General features: G+C 47.0%; 23 protein-coding genes and 1 pseudogene. 15 read left to right on the top strand and 9 right to left on the bottom strand.

What is annotated here, in order from left to right:
* Positions 1-7: 7 nt before the first annotated feature.
* Both C173_RS32195 and C173_RS32200 read right to left on the bottom strand, forming a co-directional pair.
* Complete coding sequence (locus tag C173_RS32195; RefSeq protein WP_036733417.1) at positions 8-646, bottom strand: nitroreductase family protein; 639 nt, start codon at positions 644-646, stop codon at positions 8-10.
* Between the two features lie 22 nt (positions 647-668).
* The gene (locus tag C173_RS32200) at positions 669-1,055 is read right to left on the bottom strand and encodes a MarR family winged helix-turn-helix transcriptional regulator (RefSeq protein WP_051478767.1); all 387 of its coding nucleotides are present in this window, start codon (positions 1,053-1,055) and stop codon (positions 669-671) included.
* Positions 1,056-1,412: 357 nt separating this feature from the next.
* On the opposite strand from C173_RS32200, the gene C173_RS32205 reads away from it, so the two are divergent.
* A complete protein-coding gene (locus tag C173_RS32205; RefSeq protein ID WP_200869615.1) occupies positions 1,413-2,039 on the top strand; it encodes a CPBP family intramembrane glutamic endopeptidase in 627 nt (208 codons plus the stop codon).
* A gap of 9 nt (positions 2,040-2,048) precedes the next feature.
* The gene (locus C173_RS33280) at positions 2,049-2,471 is read left to right on the top strand and encodes a DUF6756 family protein (protein ID WP_051478754.1); all 423 of its coding nucleotides are present in this window, start codon (positions 2,049-2,051) and stop codon (positions 2,469-2,471) included.
* 495 nt (positions 2,472-2,966) lie between these two features.
* Here the strand turns inward: C173_RS33280 and C173_RS32215 are convergent, their stop codons facing one another.
* Positions 2,967-3,953 carry an NADP-dependent oxidoreductase gene (locus tag C173_RS32215; RefSeq protein ID WP_036733423.1) on the bottom strand — a complete coding sequence of 329 codons (987 nt, stop codon included), beginning with the start codon at positions 3,951-3,953 and terminating at the stop codon, positions 2,967-2,969.
* 170 nt (positions 3,954-4,123) lie between these two features.
* Here C173_RS32215 and C173_RS32220 point away from each other — a divergent pair, with 170 nt between their 5' ends.
* Both C173_RS32220 and C173_RS32225 read left to right on the top strand, forming a co-directional pair.
* Complete coding sequence (locus C173_RS32220) at positions 4,124-4,702, top strand: TetR/AcrR family transcriptional regulator (protein ID WP_036733426.1); 579 nt, start codon at positions 4,124-4,126, stop codon at positions 4,700-4,702.
* A 111-nt stretch (positions 4,703-4,813) separates the two neighbouring features.
* Positions 4,814-5,290 carry a hypothetical protein gene (locus C173_RS32225; RefSeq protein WP_036733428.1) on the top strand — a complete coding sequence of 159 codons (477 nt, stop codon included), beginning with the start codon at positions 4,814-4,816 and terminating at the stop codon, positions 5,288-5,290.
* 87 nt (positions 5,291-5,377) lie between these two features.
* Here the strand turns inward: C173_RS32225 and C173_RS32230 are convergent, their stop codons facing one another.
* Entirely contained in the window at positions 5,378-6,283 is a 906-nt protein-coding gene (locus C173_RS32230) for a S1 family peptidase (RefSeq protein WP_036733430.1), read from the bottom strand.
* Between the two features lie 196 nt (positions 6,284-6,479).
* On the opposite strand from C173_RS32230, the pseudogene C173_RS32235 reads away from it, so the two are divergent.
* Positions 6,480-7,193, top strand: a pseudogene (locus tag C173_RS32235) (response regulator transcription factor).
* A gap of 2 nt (positions 7,194-7,195) precedes the next feature.
* A complete protein-coding gene (locus C173_RS32240; protein WP_036733432.1) occupies positions 7,196-8,521 on the top strand; it encodes a sensor histidine kinase in 1,326 nt (441 codons plus the stop codon).
* A 303-nt stretch (positions 8,522-8,824) separates the two neighbouring features.
* Here the strand turns inward: C173_RS32240 and C173_RS32245 are convergent, their stop codons facing one another.
* Positions 8,825-9,178: a hypothetical protein gene (locus C173_RS32245; protein WP_036733435.1), complete on the bottom strand. Its 354-nt coding sequence runs from the start codon at positions 9,176-9,178 to the stop codon at positions 8,825-8,827.
* 290 nt (positions 9,179-9,468) lie between these two features.
* Between C173_RS32245 and C173_RS32250 the strand changes: the two genes are divergently transcribed.
* A complete protein-coding gene (locus C173_RS32250) occupies positions 9,469-10,350 on the top strand; it encodes an AraC family transcriptional regulator (RefSeq protein ID WP_235192106.1) in 882 nt (293 codons plus the stop codon).
* A gap of 131 nt (positions 10,351-10,481) precedes the next feature.
* Positions 10,482-11,210 (top strand): SDR family oxidoreductase, encoded by a 729-nt coding sequence (locus C173_RS32255; RefSeq protein ID WP_036733441.1) that lies wholly within the window; start codon positions 10,482-10,484, stop codon positions 11,208-11,210.
* Between the two features lie 28 nt (positions 11,211-11,238).
* On the opposite strand, the gene C173_RS32260 is transcribed toward C173_RS32255, so the two are convergent.
* Positions 11,239-12,234 carry a MerR family transcriptional regulator gene (locus tag C173_RS32260; RefSeq protein ID WP_036733443.1) on the bottom strand — a complete coding sequence of 332 codons (996 nt, stop codon included), beginning with the start codon at positions 12,232-12,234 and terminating at the stop codon, positions 11,239-11,241.
* 78 nt (positions 12,235-12,312) lie between these two features.
* Between C173_RS32260 and C173_RS32265 the strand changes: the two genes are divergently transcribed.
* The 4 genes from C173_RS32265 to C173_RS32275 all read left to right on the top strand — a co-directional run bounded on the left by C173_RS32265 (position 12,313) and on the right by C173_RS32275 (position 14,967).
* Entirely contained in the window at positions 12,313-13,599 is a 1,287-nt protein-coding gene (locus C173_RS32265; protein ID WP_036733446.1) for an amidohydrolase, read from the top strand.
* A 276-nt stretch (positions 13,600-13,875) separates the two neighbouring features.
* Complete coding sequence (locus tag C173_RS32270) at positions 13,876-14,145, top strand: DUF6809 family protein (protein ID WP_036733449.1); 270 nt, start codon at positions 13,876-13,878, stop codon at positions 14,143-14,145.
* A gap of 218 nt (positions 14,146-14,363) precedes the next feature.
* The gene (locus C173_RS34425) at positions 14,364-14,540 is read left to right on the top strand and encodes a hypothetical protein (RefSeq protein ID WP_155991703.1); all 177 of its coding nucleotides are present in this window, start codon (positions 14,364-14,366) and stop codon (positions 14,538-14,540) included.
* 19 nt (positions 14,541-14,559) lie between these two features.
* Positions 14,560-14,967: a VOC family protein gene (locus tag C173_RS32275; RefSeq protein ID WP_036733452.1), complete on the top strand. Its 408-nt coding sequence runs from the start codon at positions 14,560-14,562 to the stop codon at positions 14,965-14,967.
* Here the strand turns inward: C173_RS32275 and C173_RS33285 are convergent.
* The 3 genes from C173_RS33285 to C173_RS32290 all read right to left on the bottom strand — a co-directional run bounded on the left by C173_RS33285 (position 14,942) and on the right by C173_RS32290 (position 17,602).
* Entirely contained in the window at positions 14,942-15,292 is a 351-nt protein-coding gene (locus tag C173_RS33285) for a VOC family protein (protein WP_051478756.1), read from the bottom strand. The two genes, C173_RS32275 and C173_RS33285, sit on opposite strands and share 26 nt — an antisense overlap.
* Positions 15,293-15,324: 32 nt before the next feature.
* Positions 15,325-15,645, bottom strand: coding sequence for a MazG nucleotide pyrophosphohydrolase domain-containing protein (locus tag C173_RS32285; protein ID WP_036733455.1), 321 nt, complete (start codon positions 15,643-15,645; stop codon positions 15,325-15,327).
* Positions 15,646-15,751: 106 nt separating this feature from the next.
* The gene (locus C173_RS32290) at positions 15,752-17,602 is read right to left on the bottom strand and encodes a M28 family metallopeptidase (RefSeq protein WP_036733458.1); all 1,851 of its coding nucleotides are present in this window, start codon (positions 17,600-17,602) and stop codon (positions 15,752-15,754) included.
* Between the two features lie 202 nt (positions 17,603-17,804).
* Between C173_RS32290 and C173_RS32295 the strand changes: the two genes are divergently transcribed.
* The 3 genes from C173_RS32295 to C173_RS32305 are packed head-to-tail and all read left to right on the top strand — an operon-like array spanning position 17,805 to position 20,541.
* Entirely contained in the window at positions 17,805-19,283 is a 1,479-nt protein-coding gene (locus tag C173_RS32295; RefSeq protein ID WP_036733461.1) for a serine hydrolase domain-containing protein, read from the top strand.
* Positions 19,284-19,330: 47 nt separating this feature from the next.
* Positions 19,331-19,831, top strand: a complete 501-nt coding sequence (locus C173_RS32300; protein WP_235192107.1) for a hypothetical protein — start codon at positions 19,331-19,333, stop codon at positions 19,829-19,831.
* A 14-nt stretch (positions 19,832-19,845) separates the two neighbouring features.
* On the top strand, positions 19,846-20,541 hold the full coding sequence (locus tag C173_RS32305) for a metallophosphoesterase family protein (RefSeq protein WP_036733464.1): 696 nt from the start codon (positions 19,846-19,848) through the stop codon (positions 20,539-20,541).
* The last annotated feature ends 12 nt before the right edge of the window (positions 20,542-20,553 follow it).

The raw sequence follows: 20,553 nt of genomic DNA on the forward strand, positions 1-20,553 counted from the left end.
GTACGGCTTAGTGCCATACTGTCGTGCGCTCAACCGCCAGACGGGTGGAAGGGTGACCGGCGGCCGCAGCTTTGCCAATGGAGATTAACATGACCGGCACATAACGCTGTGCATCAAGTCCGAAGGCAGCGGCAATTTGGTTTTTATCGTATCCGCCTATGGGATTGGTGTCGTAGCCGTGCGCACGGGCAACCAGCATGAACTGCATGGACACCAGACCGGCGTCAATTAAGACGGTATCGCGTTTTTGTTCCAAGGACAAGTTTTGCAGGAGGGGCGAGTAGGCAGACATGAACTGCTCTTTCACCTCTTGTGGCATATAGCCTGAGGCAACCGTGTCGCTGAAGATTTCGTCCATAAACTCGGGGAAATTGAGGTCACCGAATACGGCTACTACAGCGGAGGAAGTCTCCACCTGGTTGCTGTTGGAGCTGGCCAGCGGGAGCAATTTGGCTTTCGCTTCAGGACTTTCAATCACGGCAAAACGCCAAGGCTGTAAGTTGACAGAGGAGGGGGCCAGTGAAGCTTCTTCCAGCATTTGCGTCATTTCCTCACGGCTAATTTTGAAGGAGGAATCATAAAGCTTGACCGACCGGCGGCTTTTAACCACTTCCATGAAATCTTGTACTTTTTGTATACTGCTCATATTAGACAGCTCCTTTGAGAGATTAGAGATTCTGGGCATTACGGTACATCCGCTCCAGCATATCTGCCAGCGCTTGGCGCTCTGCGGTAGCGAAGCCGGCAAACAGTCCTTCCACGACTTCTGAATTAGCCTGCAAAAAATGATTAACATGCTGCCGGCCATTCTCATTGAGACTTACGAGGGTAATGCGGTTATCGTCCGGACAGTTGCGCCGGCTGACAAATGCCAATAGTTCAAGCTGCTTGAGATGACGGGTCACAGCGGCGCCGTCAATGCCAAGGGATTTCTGCAGGGCGCTCTGACTTACTTCTTCATGGACAAGCAGCTCCTGCATCAGTCGGAAGCGGGAGGCGCTAAGGCCGGTACACCCGGAAAAAGCGCTGCTGATCCGGGTATTCAATAATTGCATTTTTTGTAGGATACACTTCTTCTCATCGGTCCCCGTGATCATCTATTCCCTCCCCTCAACTTATTAATTGACATATCAATCATTGATACATCAAATAATATAAGGGATGGGCTGCAAAAAAGCAAGCGTTGGATTACTCAAGCGTTGGATTACTGTAGTTTTGTGCGGTATTGCGCCCAGGCGTCTGGATGAACCCTCAGCGGCTACCCGGCAGATGCTGACCTATGATTGTCGTGACCAGCAACTTGCGGAAGACCGTCTTATACATAGATAATATGAGTAGGCTGTTGAGTACTTAGATACATCTGTTGTCCGTGCAGAAATAAGAAACTGGAAGATAAGGAGAGAAGCTATACTATGAATCGTGCTGCTATGACCCCGCCACCAGGCAAAAAAGAATTCTATCCTAAAGACGCTGTACTGGTTTTCCTCGCCTTCGCGCTAATCAGCGCAGCCGTTATCTTTGCCCTTGTCGTATACGATGTCCTGACCCTTCAGGACCTGTTATCCTTTGAAAATCCGCTGCAATTGGCAATATACGTTGTCCTTCCAACAATCAGCCTGCTGTTGTTCGGAATTATCCTAACCCTGCTTACGCCCGCCAGCTACATTGACGAGACCAACAAGAGCTATCAGAACTACTCGCTGCCAGCGATTTTGGCCTTCACGTTCGCTGGAGCCTTATTCGAGGAGCTGCTATTCCGAGGAATTATACAAAATGTACTTACTCTCTACCTTCCCAACCCCTGGATCGCTATCGCAATCACCACGGTGCTGTTTGTGGGAATGCATGTCCAGTACTACAGCAAGCCGCTCATGCTGCTAAACATCACCATTCCAAGTCTGGTCTTCGGGTGGGTGTATGTGCAGACGCATAATTTGCTGGTTCCGATCCTTGTTCATTTTCTGATGAATCTGGGGATTACGCTGTTGTTCAAATATAAGGTGATTCAGATGAGAACTCCATTATGTAACGGAAAATGAGGTGAACCTGTGAATCCCCTATCTGTCCGAACAGAGATCGAAGAACTAATCAAGACGCTTAAGCTGGACCGGTGCGGATTATTTGAAGTCGGCAAAGACAAGTGGATACGCATTTTGAGAGAGATTGAAGAACGGTTTCTGGTGAAGACCCATCATACGCAGGGATTACACTGGGGCTGGAACCGGCTGCAGGAACCCCGGTATAGCGCCAGCTTCGCAGACAAAGACTATGGCAAACTAAGAGACATCATCCAAGATGAATCCATCTGGTTCATTGCGGAGGACTGTTATGATAAGCTGTGGCTGTATGAGGGGAAGAGGGCGACGATTCTCCAGGTGATCCCTGAATTATGCCACCTCAATGAATATTACCTGATCTCCAAAAAGCTTCAATGGCTCCTCTGCGAAGATCACCATGACATGTGCACCTGAGCGGCCAGCCGATCATTGAGCGATGGATGAGATAGGAAAGAAGCTGTCCCAAAAGTGACAGCTCCTTTTATACATTTGCTGACGCGCAGGCCTGAGGCCTGAATGTATGTGGAAAACAGCATACAATGGGCTCGCTGAAGGCGCGTGGGGCGAATGTATGTGGAAAACAGCATACAATGGGCTCGCTGAAGGCGCATGGGGCCAAATGTATGTGGAAAACAGTATACTATGGACTCGCTGAAGGCGCATGGGCCAAATGTATGTGGAAAACAGCATACAATGGACTCGCTGAAGGCGCATGGGCTAAATGTATGTTGAAAACAGCATACATTTGCACACACGTAGGCCTGAGGCCCGAATCGGAGCGTCCCCCTCCCCCAAGTGCTCACGCCGAATCTACTCCAGCATAAAGAGCTATCCCAAGCAACCGCTTCATGGCTTCTGGGACAGCCCCTTCATGCAGATTACAAATTCCCATCCCGGCAGGCATGGCATTTATCCAAGATTTTTTGATATGATGATTTTCCCCCGTTTGGTCGGCTCTTCACTTTTGCGATACGCCTGAAGAAGGCCTTGGGCAGTGAAGGGATAGGCCTCATGGATATAGATTTTCAATTTATTCTCTTGCATCTGGCGGACAATGGATTCGAAATCAGCACGGTTAGCTCTTGCCTGGAAGAAATAGGCGTTAATGCCGCGGACCTTCGGGTATTCATTGAGCGCGAAGGCCACCACTGAAATATAGGTCCCGCCATCCTTGATGACCGAGTAGTTCTTCCTTCCGATGTCTCCCGGTAACCCGGTACCGAAGGTGGCGCGGTCCATAGCGGCATCCAACACGAAATCAACAGGCTCTGTGATTTGGGTGGCGAAGTCGGATTTCGTATAATCGATCACCTCGTCAGCACCGAGTCCTTTGACGAAATCATGATTATAGTCCCTCGCAGTTGCGATAACATATGCTCCATGCTGCTTAGCCAACTGGACTGCTGCATGTCCGACTCCTCCGGCACCAGCTTGAATAAGGATGCGTTGCCCCGGTTGAAGCCGGCCATGTTCAAACAACGCTTGCCAGGCCGGTAGGGCAACGGCAGGCGCGGCGCCAGCCTCTTCGAAGGAGAGACTCTCAGGAATAACGGCCAGGAGATCCTCCTCCACGGCAACATAGTCCATGTAGGAACCTCGCGGAATCATGCCCATGACACGATCCCCCGGCTTGAAATGCCGGACTTTCCCGCCAACCTCTTTAACAATGCCGGCTACTTCATTACCAAGAACAAGCGGCAATTGAAATTGATCCGAGAATTTATCGGCCACCGGACTCTCAAGAATTGCACCGCTGCGAAATAGAACATCTGCGGGATTGATGGATGAGGCGCGCATTTCGACGAGAACCTGTGTGCCGGTGAGTGCGGGGACGGGTACTTCCAGTTCCTCTAGCACTTCGGGAATTCCAAAGCTTGTCAAAGCAATAGCTTTCATGATGATCCTCCTCATAAATTTAACAATAAGTATTATTCACAGATTGTTTAAGCAACACCTGTTTGATAAGATGATAATATTGCGTGCTTGAGAGTTCAACCGCCAGAGTTAGAGGAACGTTGCATAGGCAACACATTGCGAACATTGATGTTTAACAAGGAGATATAGGGATGGTAAATCAGGAAGATCCGAGGGTATTGCGCACACGACAGTTAATTCGAACAGCGTTCAGAGATTTGCTGCAGAGAAAAGGATTTGATGCAATCACCATCAAGGACATCGCTCAGGAGGCAACCATTAACCGCGCCACCTTTTATGCCCATTTTGAAGATAAATATGCTTTGCTGGACGAAGTCACAGAACAGGCTTTTCATGAGAGGATTCCAGAGCAAGTGGTGAATGCACAGGAGTTTACGAACGATATATGTGACCAGCTGATCATAATGACGCACCAATACATCATAGATTTTTACCGGATCTGCAGAATAGATTCCAATCCGATGGCTAAACTGGTCGATGACAAAATAAAGAAAATGCTGCAGCAAACCATAGAAAGCATTTTTATGAAGGGGGATACCTGCCATGGGGCGGACATTCATCATATCAAAATCATGGCGGCCATGACCGGTTCAGCCATCTATGGCGCTGCACATTATTGGTTAAATGCCGAGGAGAATAATCGGCCTGATGTGCTCGTAGACGTTGCTCGTTCCTATGTAATGAACGGTCTGGGGCTGGCAACCCCATGAATGACATTAGACACGCACAAGCATTTTCATATACTTTACTCATACTTGTTCCACAGAATTCCCGCAATCGCCTGCTAAGATGAAGATACTTTCAAAGAAGAGGTGATTGACATGATCAAATGGACAAGAAGAGTAATCGCAGTGTTGGCAGTAGTGAGTGTAGTGGGCGGCTCAACGAGCGCATTCGCAGCAACGGCCCCTGTTGTAAAATCAGTGAAAGAGGTGAAGGTGACTGCACCAGTGGTGAAATCTTCCACCCCAGTCAAGGTAACTCCTGTAAAAGCTTCCACTCCTGCCAAAGCAGTAACCTCTGTGAAAAGTACAGCAGCTACTAAGAGTCCGGTCAAGGCTACAACCCCAGCCAAGCACAAAGCAGCAGTAAAGACAGCTGCAGATACCAAGCACAAAGTTGCAGCCAAAACAACCGTAACCGCTAAACACAAAGCAACAGTAAAGACAGTAGCCGCACATGCCAAGCACAAAGCCGGAGTAAAAACAGCAGCGCTCACCAAGCACAAAACTGTAGCTAAAACTGCTGCCCCCGCTAAATCCGGCAACAAGACAACGGTGATCACCAAAAAGAAATAAGCACTCAATAGATTCTTCCGCAGCCACATACGTATAACCACGAAGGCGGGGCTCATGAAGAGTCCCGCTTTTGATCTATACATCTAACTAACTCTTACCTCCTTCAGCGGCGTGTCCAAAAATGGCTTCAGACAAATGGTTGTTCTCTATGAACTGCAAGATAAGCTTCGAACTGGTGGCAAAGGACCGGGGTTCACCAAGGATCGTGGAGGAGATTACGCCTACTATTTTATCGCTCGAATCTATGACAGCACTGCCGCTATTTCCGGGCCAGGTCTGCACCTTGAATTCCATGGAGTGGGTGTACACATCGGGTGTTGATGTATTTTTCGATTTCCGGATAACGGCCACATCATCGGCGATGAATGTTCCGTAGAGTGGTGTCCAGGGGGACCTCTTGGTAGTCACAGTGTCTAAATTTCCTGTTGGCTTGGTAGGGTGCCCGATAACCGTCACCTTTTCGCCTGCCGCAGGCTGAAGATTGAACTCCTTGAAATAGCTGTCTTGATAGGTCTTGGGGATTTTTGTAGCGTCAATTTTCAGCAGGGAGAGGTCTTCCTTGAGATCTGTTGCCACTAGTGAGCCAAGCAGATACCCGTCCGATTTTTGCGCATAAAAAGTAATTTGGAAGCGTAATTTCTTCCCATTATAGCTGGCGGGGGCAACGTGATTATTAGTGACAATGTATCCGCCAGGTAACATGAAGCCTGCACCAATGCCAATCTTTGTTTTGGTCCCTTGACCGGACAGTACATACTTTTCTATCATCACGACACGTGTCAAATTTTTGTAATTACGATACGCTTTCTCTTGCTGCTCCTTGGATAATGCCGGGTTACTGGTGTAAGGCCGGACCTTGATAACGGATTTGGTGACCGTCGTGGATGTAATGGACACTTTGCTGACAGCAGAAGCTGCGGCGATATGGATGCCCAGTGTTAGAACTGCAGCAGCCAGTAAGCATGAGAGGAATCTGCTAACCCATCGAGTCATAATCACTCCTCCTTTAGTTTTATACTATTGAAGAGTGAGACATGTTGTGACGGTCAGTCTGCGGATATGTAAGAACAGAGCTCTACATCTTTTTCGAAGAAGAGGAAGACGGGGTTTATGACGAGTCCTGTCTTTTATCTACATAGATAACCCTGTATGATAGAGCTAGATTAAGGACGGTAGAGGGGATTAAGTGATGGCGAAAATAGTAGTCGTAGACGACGATCTGTTCATTTTACAGCTGCTCTCAGAATATTTGCGCAAGGAAGGGTACGAGGTGACTTCGTTCTCGAATGGCCGCGCGCTGGTTGAGTATGTGCGTACAGAGCACCCGGATTGCCTGATCCTCGACATTATGATGCCCGGCATTGACGGTCTGGCACTGCTCACCGAACTGCGCACCTTCACCAAGCTTCCTATTATTATGATCTCTGCACGGGGCGAGGAGAGTGACCGGATTCAGGGGCTGGAGCTGGGCTGCAGTGACTTTCTGAGTAAGCCGTTCAATCCGCGTGAGCTGGTGGGCCGGGTGAAGTCGATGCTGCGTCTGGCTAGAGCGGGTAATGCCGCTGCGAAGGAGACCTCCCAGGTGGTAATGGCGAAGGAAGTCTGTAAGTCCGGGAATGTGGAGATTGACGCGGATTACCGGACAGTGAAGGTGAATACAGAGGAAGTGAGTTTGACCTCACGGGAATTCGATCTGCTGCTCTTCCTGGCCTCTCACCTGGAACGGCCCTTCGGGCGTGAGCATCTGCTCCAGCAGGTGTGAGAATATGATTTTTTCGGGGATGTCCGGGTGGTAGATGATGTGGTCAAAAGAATCCGCAAAAAGCTCGCCGAGCACCACTCCACGCTCCTGATTGATACGGTGTGGGGCTTCGGATACCGGGCATCCGTGCGGAAGGTGTAGCCATGCGGACCATTCGCGGTAAAATGCTGTTTTCGCTCTGCATTGCCATGCTCGTCACTGTTGCAATCACGATGATGCTATTCGTGCGTCTGATCGACGATATCCTGATGAATCAGGTGAAGGCTGAGCTGCACGGACAGGTGGGGAAGGCGCAGAAGCTGCTCAGCGATGGTGACCTTAACAATCTCAGCAGCACACAGTTCAAGTATGTCGTCAAGGGACTGATGATGAACGCAGATTATATGATTCTGGATGCGGATCAGAAGATCATAGACGCCAGCGATGAGAAGGAGGAAGGCAAGCAGCTGCACTACACGCCTACGGGGAAAAAGGGAATTGCCCTCCTGCACGGCAGGAAGGTATTATATGCGCAAGAAAAGCTGAGAGGGCTGTCCGATGAAATCTTCATTTATTCGCCGCTGTCCTCGCTGAGAGCCTTATACGGCTCTCTGATGCGAACCACTTTGCTGTCCATAGGTGCCAGCTTTATTGTGATTCTTGCGATCGGGCTGTTCGCCGTGTCGCGGGTGGTGCGGCCGCTGAACCGGTTGAAGGAAGCCGTTGGGCGATATGAGCCTTCCTATGCACAGGGCAATCCTTTTCCGCAGGGGGACCGGACGGAGATCGGGGAGCTGATGACCACCTTCCAGTCCATGTCGGGGCGCATCCAGCAGCATCAGCGGAACCAGATTGAATTCCTGCAGAATATCTCCCATGAGCTCAAAACACCCCTGATGTCCATCCACGGCTTCGTGTTCGCCATTCAGGATCAGGTGGTTACGCAGGAGGAAGGCCTGGAGGTGATCACCAACCAATCGCAGCGCTTGATAGATATGGTAGACAAGCTGCTCCAGCTCTCTCGGCTGGAAGCCGTAGACGAGCATTGGCCCGCCGCAGCCGTTGACCTGCGGACCATGGCCGAAGAAGCCGCCATGCTTCTCATGCCCGAGGCCACCCGGCGGGACCTGAAGCTCAGCGTGGAAGGCGAGAGCCTGCAAGCTACGATTCCCGGTGAGCAGCTGTTCCGTATCCTGGTCAATCTGTTACAGAATGCGGTTAGACATACCACAGATCAGGTGGTCATCCGGGTGGACCCGGAGGTTCCGGGAGCTGCATGGGCGATCCATATTGAAGATAACGGTCCGGGGCTGGCCGAGGAGGAGCGGGAAGCGGTCTTCGAGCGTTTCTATACCGGAGCGAACGGAGTAACAGGTCTCGGGCTAGCTATCTGCCGCCAGATTGCGGCACGATTGAACGGAGAGCTGACCTATTCCCGCTCGGAGCTGGGCGGGGCTCGGTTTAGTTTTAGGAAGAAGGTTGGGGAATGAGGTGCTATGTGTGTAGACGCGGGGCGGTAGTTTAACCCAAAACAAGTCATCAAAAGGAACAGCAGCAGAATAAGACTGGATAAGTCTTAGACTGCTGCTGTTTTCGTTCAACTTACGTTTTTTGTTTTTCATCGGCATTCTTCATACCAATGGTCTTCAAGATTTTGAATAGTATCCTGTAAAAGATTTGAAAAGGTTGGAGCTATAAAATAAACAAAATCAGAGAAAAATTTCTTAGTGTCTTCTAATATCATCAAAGGAAAACAATGTAAATGGAATAACACCATATTCCACCTTAGAATACTAACCTTCCGGCATTTTCCAACCTGTTTCCTCATCCCAAACAGCATCCGTATCATCTAGATGCACATGCCAATCCCCACTAGAAATACTTCTTCTAATATCCGTCAAACAGGCCAACCAATAATACAGCGCATTCAATGTATCTTCAAAATTGTCTGAAAGGGGTAGCTTTGTCGAACCTGCAAAGATCACCGTTGGTTCATCCTGATCATAGTCATAAACATAAAATGTTTCTCCAATATCCTTCATTTCAAAACCCGCATTGTATTTATCAATGATGGCCCTGATCTCCTGCTCCTCACTGCCCGTAAGGTTATGATTTCTCGTACAAGTGTAATAGACAGAAACTCCCATGTTTTATTCTCCCCTTTTGTGCTGGTTAGTGATAACAATACATACCCACATTTGCACAGTCTAATCCTTTATTTTCATTCTATTATAGCACTTGCTCGTTTGGAGCTAAATGAACAAGTCGTTTGAGCTTTTCAGCAAAGTATTCTCGCCGGGTTCCAGTTATACTAAAAGGATAAGTGTTGAAACGTAAGCGCAGACTGGCATAACCGAAAGGATGATTAAGAAATGGAAACTAGAGCAATCGCAGGTACAAGTAGGGCGGGACGTCCATGACTATGAGATCAAGCAAAATGGTCAAGGTGCCTAATGAACTGGTAAAGTTTCCGAATAAAAAAGGGAGCTTAAAGCTGGATGGGATGTCCGTTATCGAAATCTGCTTTTACACGCAAGGCATAAAAGGAACCTTTTTTTTGCAGGATCATCTTCTGCTAATTGTCAAGTCGGGTGTCTATACAGTTCGCTTCGGTGATCAAGAATATACGATGCGGAGCAACGAAATGATGTTTATTCATAAATCAATGGGAGTCGAGTACGAGAAAGCGGGTGAACCCGATTCCGAATACATCCTCGACTATATGATGTTTTTCCTGAACGAGAAGATCGTAGATGAATTTCTCAAATTCGCCGGTTTAAACCCGCTTTATCCCGTGAATGATGTTGTTCCGATAACAGTCTTTCCGATCAATGACCGCATTGGAAGCTATATCGAGTCGTTAAAACCCTATTTCGAGAACCCTGACGACGTCAAAGAAGGACTGGTTCGTGTGAAACTGATGGAATTGCTGTTTCATATAGCAGATTCGAATGATCGTTTGTTGCATCAAATGATGCAACCCATAAGCAAGGACAGAGGCAGCATCACAAAGATCATGGAGGAGAACTTCATGAATCCCGTTTCCCTTAACGACTTGGCCTATTTGTCTGGCAGAAGCCTGGCGGCGTTCAAAAGGGATTTTCAAGCAATATACAACACCTCCCCGCTCAAATGGGTTCGCAATCGAAGGCTAGATAAAGCCAAGGCACTGTTAGCGGAAACAGCGTTATCTGTTACGGATATCTGTTTTTCGACCGGATTCGAAAATATCGCTCACTTTTCCAAAGTATTCAAAGAAAGATTCGGACTTCCACCGTCAGAGTTTAGACGGCAGCTGAGGTTGGAGAAGGATGCCTAAAGGGGCTTGGAAATGAGCTAAATAAACAAATAGAATGAGCTTGTAGGCAAAGAAATGTATTCGTCTCCTTGATATTCTTATCTCATGCGGTAAACGCAGCCGTATTAAAACAAGAATAGGGAGGCAATTTTATGAATAAATCTAAGATCGTATTAATTACAGGTGGAAACAAAGGTATCGGTTTTGAGACAGCAAGGCAATTGGGAACTATGGGGTATGAGATTTTAATAGGAGCAAGAAGCGAAAATAAAGGACATGAGGCCGTAACGTTATTGGAAAAGGAGAAAATTACAGCTAAAACAGTGGTTCTTGATGTCACGGACCCCAGCTCCGTTCTCTCCGCAGCAGAATGGATTGAGCAAGAGTATGGATTGCTTGATATCTTGATTAATAATGCAGGCGTGTTTTTCGAAGAAAATACCACTCCAATTGAACTGGAATTGTCTGTTCTCAAGAGTACGTATGAGACAAACGTTTTCGGTGTATTTTCTGTCACTAAAGCAATGCTTCCACAGCTCAGAAATTCTTCTGCCGGAAGAATCGTTAATCTTTCCAGCGCCTTAGGCTCCTTAACCTTGAATTCAGACTCAACGTCGGAATTTTATAATGCGAATTCGCTCGCCTACAATAGTTCTAAAACGGCTGTAAATGCTTTAACCGTTTCCTTAGCCAAAGAATTAAGCGATTCTCCTATTAAAATCAACTCCGTTTGCCCTGGATTTACAGCTACCGATTTAAATGGTAATACTGGCTATCGTTCAGTCGAACAAGCAGCTTCCGTTGTAGTGGAGCTTGCCACAATAACTAGTGATGGTCCAACTGGCGGCTTTTTTGATGAGCAGGGAGTTGTGGCTTGGTGAACCTTGACGCAGGGGTAAGCTTTTTGGCTTACCGGATAGGTACTGCTAAAACAACATGCAACAGTTTATTTACTTTAACGTGCTTCGTGATGCATCCGCTATCCTCTAATAAATCAATGAGCTTGGGGAGCAGAACAGAATCCTCATCACCTTCATGCGCTGTGCTGCCTTCCCCGTCAATCATCAAATCGGCGATGCAGATCCGTCCGTGAGGTTTTAATACCCTGCGCATCTCCTGAATAGAGAGCAGCATTTGGTCACTTGTCAGATGATGCAGGGCAAAGCTCGAAACAATAAAATCAAATTTCCCGTCAAGGTACGGAAGTGCCAGGAAATTACCAAGCTTGGTCTCCATCTCTGGAAATTTGCGCTGGCACTTCTTTAACATTTCGTTGGACTGATCCACTCCAGCCATCACCGCACCTTCATGGATCAGTCGGCCGGCTAAATTTCCCGTACCCGTTCCAATGTCCAAACCCCTATCACCAAGGATGGGCGAGACCCACTTCACAACGAGCCGCAGCGCCTCATCATAGTCCCCATATTTCCGTGTGTCCTCTTGAACCAACTGATCGTGAACGCCGGCTAAGCGGTCATACCCCCATTTATCCTTCCATGTCCGTTGTTCCCTCAGTCTTCTCGAACCCTCCGCCAGAATGTAAATGTCGTCAAGCGGAAGTGCTTGGTCATTCTTGAGAGTTTCAATCATTTGGTCTGTTGTCTCGATAATCTGCTGCATTTCCACCCACTTGGAGAACATGACGGACCGCTGGAGCTCCAACAAATATCGTAATTGACTGTTTCCTTGGTCTTCGATATCTAGCAATGCAGTCCGAATCTCACTAACCGGCATTCCTGATTCCCTGAGTGCAATGATTGTCTGCAAGCGCCAAATATCTTCTTCGTCAAACCTCCGATACTGATTGTCAGCTTGTTTGGAAGGAGCAATGAGACCTTTGGCTTCGTAAAACCGAATCGCGCGTTGCGATATTTTCAGCATATCAGCGACTTCTTTTATTTTCATGAGCTAGACCCCTTTATGTTCTTGACCCTCACTTAACGTCAAGGTTTAGTATAAACCCTAGAAAAGGAGGCTGTCACGATGAAGACGTTAATCAAAGGCTCGACCATCTTAACCATGGGAAACGAGGAACCCTACATCGGGGATATTCTCATTGACGGGGACCGCATAGCGGACATTCAGTCCATTATATCTACTGGGGCAGATGTGATCATTCATGGCGGGGGGATGGCTGCAATGCCCGGGCTGATCAACGCCCACCAACACTCGTCTATGAGCTTATTGCGGGGATTTTCCGACGATTTGAAGCTTATGGATTGGTTGAACCAGAAAATGCTCCCTGCTGAAGCACGCATGACTCCAGAGGATATTTATTGGGGAGCAAAGCTCGCGATGGCGGAAATGATTAAATCGGGTACGACAACCTTCGCCGACATGTACATTCACATGAATGAAATCGCGGCAGCGGTAGAAGAGGCCGGTATGCGGGCTTCTTTAACACGGGGGCTCACCTTCCTCGAAAATGACGGAGGGCCGCGAATGTCCGAGGCGCTTGATCTCGTTCGTCACTGGAGCGGTGCAGCGGAAGGCAGAATCACGACCATGCTAGGTCCGCATTCCCCTTACACTGTTCCTCCGCAGCCATTTAGAGAGCTTATCGAATTAGCGGAGCAGGAGGACATACCGTTACATACTCATTTAGCCGAAACGAAAGAGGAAGTCATTCAGATTCGGGAAAAGCATAATCAGACCCCAACCGAATATTTGTATCACCTCGGTCTGTTTGAACAGGCGCATGTGCTCCTCGCACATAGCGTGCATCTAAATCGCCGTGATATCGGTTATCTGAAGAGTATGCGGGGCGGAGTGTCCCATAATCCAGTGAGCAATCTCAAGCTTGGCTGCGGCATAGCACCGATTCAGGATATGGCTGACCAAGGGATTACAATTGGTTTAGGCACGGATGGGGCGGGCAGCGCCACCACGTTAGACATGTTCGAGGAGATCCGGGCAGCAACATGGCTGCAAAAGTTGGATTACGGGGACCCCACGAAGCTTCCCGCAATGGATGCTCTTCGCATGGCGACGGCTGGAAGTGCGCAGTTGCTCCGCATCGCCCATGAGGTGGGCACGCTCGAAATCGGGAAGAAGGCAGATATCATCTTAGTAGATATGAAAAAACCCCACTTGCAGCCGATACACAACATCCATTCACTGCTCGCATACAGCGCCAACGGTGCGGACGTGGACACCACCATCGTTAACGGAAAAGTGTTAATGCAGGGCCGTCAGCTGCTCACCATCGATGAAGACGAGTTATTAGAGCAAGTATCACTGCGCTCTAAGCGTATCGTTGAAGGCATCTAATTCCTGAATATTTAAAGCGCGGGCAGATCATGTCCGCGTTTTTCATTGATTAATTTTGCGTTAAACTGCCCGTTAGCTTAATGAAGCGCCGCACTAGCTATATATTTAATTTCCTTTAAACATCGGCATATGGTCTTGTTTTTGTTGAGGTTGTGATTCTATGCGAATACTGCATAAAAAACAATATATACCCACTTTATCAGTTAAACTTGATTTGGTAGGGATCACTATTGTCCACAAGTATACGGATCACATTCAAAGGGAGGCCTGATAATCATGATTTTGGAGGATTTGTATTATGGGAGTTTGCGTCCCAATGAGCGGATGAAGCCAAACGATCCGGAATCTCGAAGGATTAATCAGCGGATTATTGATTCATTAGAGATGCTTAAAGAGAGACTACCAAAAGAAGATTTTGATCAGGTCGAGGAACTGCTGGAGCTACATAGTGAATCCTGTTCGCTGCATTCGGCATTATCTTTTATCCAAGGGTACAAAATAGGTGCGTTAATGATGATTGAGGTGTTTAGCGGAGAGAGGGAGTAATCACTAAGGCATAAATTAGCAGTGAAGGAACCGGGGCGTAGGGGATCTTCGGTTTTTTATTGCGAAATATCAAGTTAAAATTTCATTATTCATTCCTAAATGGACATACCAATAGCATGTGGGAATTTATGGTATTTCATAGTCTTACGTGTTATAATACTGAACAATTATAAGTAAACTTAATCATAGTGATAGATTTTTAGTGGAGGTCGACTTAAATGAATAAAACACCTGAAGGTATTAGTATGTCTTTCCTTAAAACTGCTAAAAGATTACCTAGAAAAGGCGGGAAGATTGTATTAGATCGAAATAATCCTGAACATGTATCTTGGACAGAAGAGTTTTCGAACTGCTTAATTCGCGGCCAAGTTTTTGAGATTGCAAGAAAGAAATGATTTATAAGGAGTCCACACCATGAAACTAGGAGCAACCTTATACATTAAGAATACCACTGAAGCTGTAGCATTTTATTCAGAAGCCTTTGGACTTACCCTGGGCTATCATGAGAGATTCCCGGATGGCACATTTATGCACGCATCATTACTTAGAGATGGACAAGAGATATTTGCAGTCAGTGAATCACATAATGATAGCTTTGTGGATATCATGCGCTCATCATCACTAGAGGGATCACGTCCAACTATGAGTTATGGGATTAACTTTGAGCGTGAAGAAGAAGTGAACAAGGCATATGAAATGCTAGCGAAGGGCGGCACGGTGTTATTTCCGTTAGGCGCCCTTCCCTGGAGCTCCTGCTGTGCTGAAGTCGTCGATAAGTACGGTGTGTACTGGTATATCACGGTAGATCCTTCTTCTCAATGAAGCTCACCGTATTGCCGTCGGGGTCAAGGAACCAGAAGGAGTAGGCGCCCCACGGTCTGCGCTCAGGTGGAGAGGTAATCCCGATGCCGGGGATGGCTTGCATGAGACGGTCATATTCAGCCAAGACATCATGGGCATAGAACATTAGTGACATATTCTTGTCATTGACCACATTCACTTGGCCTGGATTGTAGACCGCAAGCTGGGCGCTGTCGAATCCATAATGCTGCCCTTCAACAACCGGAGACTCCTTGAGCACGATTTCATAAAAAGCAGCCAGGCGCGGCGCATTGTCAGTCAGAATACAAACTCCGCAAAGCTTCATGTGTATACCTTCTTCCTATTTTTGCATTTATTTTAATTTTCTGAATAGCGTGCCTGAAGCTTTTGCTTATGCGATATCAAGATATCTTCAAGCGATATATCATATTTATTGGCGATGACAATGAGATTTCCTAGAACATCTCCAAGTTCTTCTGTTAATTCAGCTTTATTCTCTTGAAATGTGCCTGCAACCTCGTCTGGACGATCCCTGCCAATCTCTAATGCACGAATTGCGCGGGCGACTTCCCCAGTTTCTTCAGCAAGAAATCCAATACGAACAAATATATCTAAGTCCGACCAGTTACGATTCTTGTAATATTCCCTAACCCATTGTTGAAATTCAGTGATATCCATGTTTCCCTCCGGTATAAGAAAATTGTTAGACTCAAAAACTCGAATATAATAATACCATAACTACGCTCATTGTAATTTGCTTTCGGTGTTAGCTGTTACCATTCAACTACTTCGTCCGCCCAAAGAAAAACGAATATTTATCTGCCGTCCCCAACTCCGTAGTCTCTGTAAGATCCATAAGCTGTAATGCCTTCAATAGAGACCCGACTTGTTCGTGCATCAGGTTCACATCGAATTTATCCATTTCTCTGTCTGCGCTATCTACCAGGAGATAATCTGGCATGGGGATCAGTCCAATCATTGGAATCCCGGCATTGAACAGGGGCTGACTCTCACCGAATTGAAACTTATTATGTCCGCGCAGGATAACGGTCCGGGTGTTATTTCTATCTTCAACAGCTTTCATCCAAATGGCTTCCATCCTTTCATTCCCTGCGTAGGTGAATTCTGTACTTATTTTACCAGTCGGTGCATATTGTCCGGAAGCATTGTCCTTCCATTCTAAGCTGCCCAGATGCTCTACAGTGAGTCCTGCCACGGCTTTCAGATGTCCATCTTTACCATCCCACAGCTCAGGATGAGCCTGCATCCAGGTTGAGGTTGCCTGCGAGGTACCTTTGAATTCGGGCAATCTGAAATGTCCTGTTACGAAGGTGAAGATCATAGTCCGTTCTGGCTGCTCCTGCTGCTGCAGGTAACGAATCATGGAGAGCATGCCAATCGCACCGTCTTCTTCTACCACATTCACACCATCGGTATGCGTATTTACAATGATCGATTCCTTTTTATTCTTTCCTTCAATTTTCACATAAAAAGATTCGGTCGGCGCATCTTTCTGTGTTTCTGCCTCTAAAATCACTGTGCCCGCCTTATGTTCCTTAGCTGCATTGACCACTTTCTGCCCATCTGTTTTATTGACCCAAACGGCTGGAATTCCGAAATAATGCTCGGTGAAGGGGAGGTATTGCTTCTCAGCCTTTTCATCTGAAACGCCATCCCAGACGATAATGACTGCTCTGACGCCCTGTTCCTTGGCTTCGTCCAATTTAGCATGCTTCAAAGCTGTGGTAAGGACCAGATCGCCCTCATCTGAAGGAATACCGCCCGGTGCCCGAAATTTTTCGCGTATATTCATCACCAGTGCCATGGGGAAATTCTTAAAGTTCTTGATTTCAACGACGGCTATTTTGCCCTTGGCTTCCTCATATTTACCAGGTTTGGTGTAGACAAACTCTCCGGTAACTCCATTTGTATCGGTCTCGCCAGAGTAAGGAAACGCAGAGGATACATGAATTTCCTGGTTATCAAGGATTACAGAGCTGTTCTTCTCTTCCCAGCGATCAAAAGTATACTTATCACGGTACACAGTAAGGCCCATATCCGTCACCTGCTGCTGTAACCATGCAATGAACTGATTGTGACCTTCAGATCCCGTTGTACGGCTGCCAAAGGAATTCATTTTTTCAATATTGTCCAACATGGTGGTTGAAGAATCAAGCTGGTCATTGTTGATTTCAGCAGTTAATTCAGCTGGCAGAGTAACAGACCCCGTAATAGGCTGAACATATAGGTTAACGATCCAAACCACACTGGCAACTAAAGCTACAATTCCGAACAACACTCTCCGAACCACTAGAAAAACCTTCCCGCTCTTACGCACTTCACCAGCAAAATACACATTCCACACCCCTGCTACAATTAGCAGTAGAATAGCAAATGCGAATATCCAAAACTCCTTAGTGGCCAAGAATAAAATCTCGGTTATCAGGGCAACAGCATAGAGCCAAAACAGTTTACCTCTTTTTTTGAAGTGAAAAGTATAAATTCCTAATTGTGCCAAAAGTACGATTATTGCTAGTACAGCGAACGACATTTCTTTCCCGATCAATACAGAAGCACCAAGCGCTAGAATCAGGAATACAATCCCCGACAATTCTCGATTTAATTGACTTCTCATAGTCTACCTCTCTCGTTATAAGCATATTTGCCCGTTTTTTAAGTGTACCATTAACTATATTTCACTATAAGGGTTGAAGTATACTTCAAGGTCAAGGCAAGCTTTTGGATTTACCCTCGTTGTGCAGGGAACGGCTGCGTCAATACGTCTTACTAGTTAAGTACATCTTGAACCAGACGACAGATCTTGAAGGAGCTTAATCATGAAGAAGACAACGCGAAGAAAAGAAATGCTGCTGAAAGGCATTGCCATGCTGCTAATCCTAATCCTTGCTGCGGCTGCATGCCGGCATGAGATTAGAACGCTTTTGACCTCAGGAAAGGTTGACAGTGAGTCCGCTATGGTACAGAGCATCATGGACAAGACAGCGACTCCAGGGGTAGCAATTCTATCCGCCACAGGCGGCAAAACAGAATTCAAAACCTACGGCTACGCCGATAAGGCGCAGGATAAGGAGGTCACAGCGGACTCGCTTTTTGAGTTAGGCTCAACGACTAAGGCGTTTACGGCGCTTGCTGTGATTATGCTACAGAATCAGGGGGCTTTGGCTTATACCGATGACGTCTCGCAATATCTGCCAGAGTTCGCTCCGACCTATAAGGGGGGGAAGGTTAAGATCACCATTAACCAGCTACTCTCACATACCAGCGGAATACCGTCATGGAGCATCCGCCTGATCCCTGAAGGTTCAGATAAGGAGCAGCTTGCAGCGACCATACATAAAATCTCCAGCCTTGCGCTGGATACTAATCCAGGCAGTGCCTATCAGTATGCAACAGTGAATTACGATATCCTGGCAGCGATCATTGAGCGAGTTACAGGGCGGAGTTATCAGGATTATGTGACGCAGCAGATCCTTAAGCCGCTAGGGATGAACGACAGCTATTTCTCGACAGGACAGGAATGGAAGCCGGAGAAGCTTGCACAGGGTTATCGGGTGTTTTTTGGCAAAAGCATGGCCTACGATGCTCCCAGATACTACGGAAATATAGCCGCAGGGTATCTGGTGACCAATCTTAAGGATTTGCAGCACTGGGTCAACGCTCAGATGGGAAGCGGAGAGGTGCCGGATAATCTAAGAAAGGCCATTCAACAATCCCATGAGCCGGACCTTCGTACAACGGGGCATGAAGCTGAGAACCAATTCTATGCCTTCGGCTGGAGCCAAGACCGGGAGACGAGGGTGATCCGTCATAGCGGCATTAACCCGAATTATTCTTCCCAGGCGATCATCGATCCCGAACGGAAGGAGGGGGTATTCGTGCTGGCTAATCTAAACTCTACCGCACCTACGCTGATTGCCCAGAATATCTATGACCAGATGCAAGGGCAGCCGATGGAGACCTTCAAGTATGACGACACCTATATCCTAATGGACGGAATAGGTTCGCTTTTAGTAGTGTTAACTGTGATTGGGATTGCGTTTAAGCTCATCCGGCTGGCAGGAGGGAGAAGCGATTTTGCCACAGAGAAGGGAATCCGCCGCCAAAAGATCAAGGCCCGTGTTACCCTGTTTATCAGAGCGCTGTTGTTACTATTGGTGCTAGGCTGGCCTTTTTTGGTAAACTACAATTACACTATGATTAGTGTATGGATGTCCTATTCGGTATTGCTGTGGATGGGGCTGGCTTCGATTAGCTGCGTTCTGTCTATGATTCTGGCAGGCAGACATTGGCGTTGACTATAAAGAAGGAGATGATCCTTATTAATCGCTGTAAAAAAATAATATTGAGTATGCTTTTAAGTTCATTACTTGTAGCATTTACCGGGTGTGATGGTAGTCCTAAGAGTAGCGTTACCATTCTTGGCGGAAAAGAAAATATTAAATATGCGACTCTAAATAGTGAGCAAAAGGCTTCTTTATCCGATCAGAAGGCTTCACCGTTTTCCTTTGCATTCGAGAAAAAGAATCCTTCAGACATTCAATATTTGAAAAATGGCGAAGAGATTTTAATTGATTTTGGATCGAATCCGCCAGATACACTTTCCATAAGCGATGGATTACTTGATGCTAATGGAGATTATTTATATACATCCAAAGAAATCACCGATGTCCCCTATGTTACAAAGAAAGGTGTGTATAGCTTCAATTTAGACACGCACATCGCTTCTGCTTTAAGCTCTTACTATGAAAAAGATAAAAAGGAATTTAGAGGTTTTATCATAAATGCAATCTGGGAGAAGCAGGAGAAGAACTATGCTTTTGTGATCCAATCAAACGCTCTCTGAAAGGGGCACATTCTATGATCTACATAACAGGCGACATTCACGGTTCCATCAGTGTGGCCAGCCGTTTTAATTCAAGGAATTTCCCTGAAGGCAGGACGCTGACGAAGCAGGATTATGTCATAATCGTAGGGGATTTCGGCTTGTTGTGGGCAGATGACGCGGAGGATCGCTTTTGGCTAAAATGGCTTACTGAGAAACCATGGACCACCCTGTTTATTGACGGGAATCACGAGAACTTTGATCTGCTCGAATCCTACCCAGTCTTCGAATGGAACGGCGGTCGGGTGCGTCACATTACTCCTAGTATCATTCATTTAATGCGCGGCCAAGTCTTTGAGCTCGAAGGGAAAAGCTTTTTCGCCTTTGGCGGGGCGGCTTCACATGATAAGGAGTACAGGAAGGTTGGCGTATCCTGGTGGGAGCGCGAAATGCCAAGCCCGGAAGAATACCAGGAAGGCATCCGCAATCTGGAAAAGAACCAGTGGAGAGTGGACTATGTGTTGACGCACACTTGCTCCTATGATGCGCTTCAGTGGATCAAAGGGCGTTATCGTACGAATGTGGAAGTTGACCCCATGCACACGTATTTCAACGAAATTAAGTTCAGACTGGACTATGGGAAATGGTTCTTTGGGCATTTTCATCATAATGCAGAGCTGCCGGATGATCAGGTGTTATTGTATGAAGATCGGGTAAGATTAGATGAGTAGAGGAAAGGTGAG

Origin of the sequence: Paenibacillus sp. FSL R7-277 (assembly GCF_000517965.1) — a bacterium.
Classification (GTDB): domain Bacteria; phylum Bacillota; class Bacilli; order Paenibacillales; family Paenibacillaceae; genus Paenibacillus_AQ; species Paenibacillus_AQ silagei.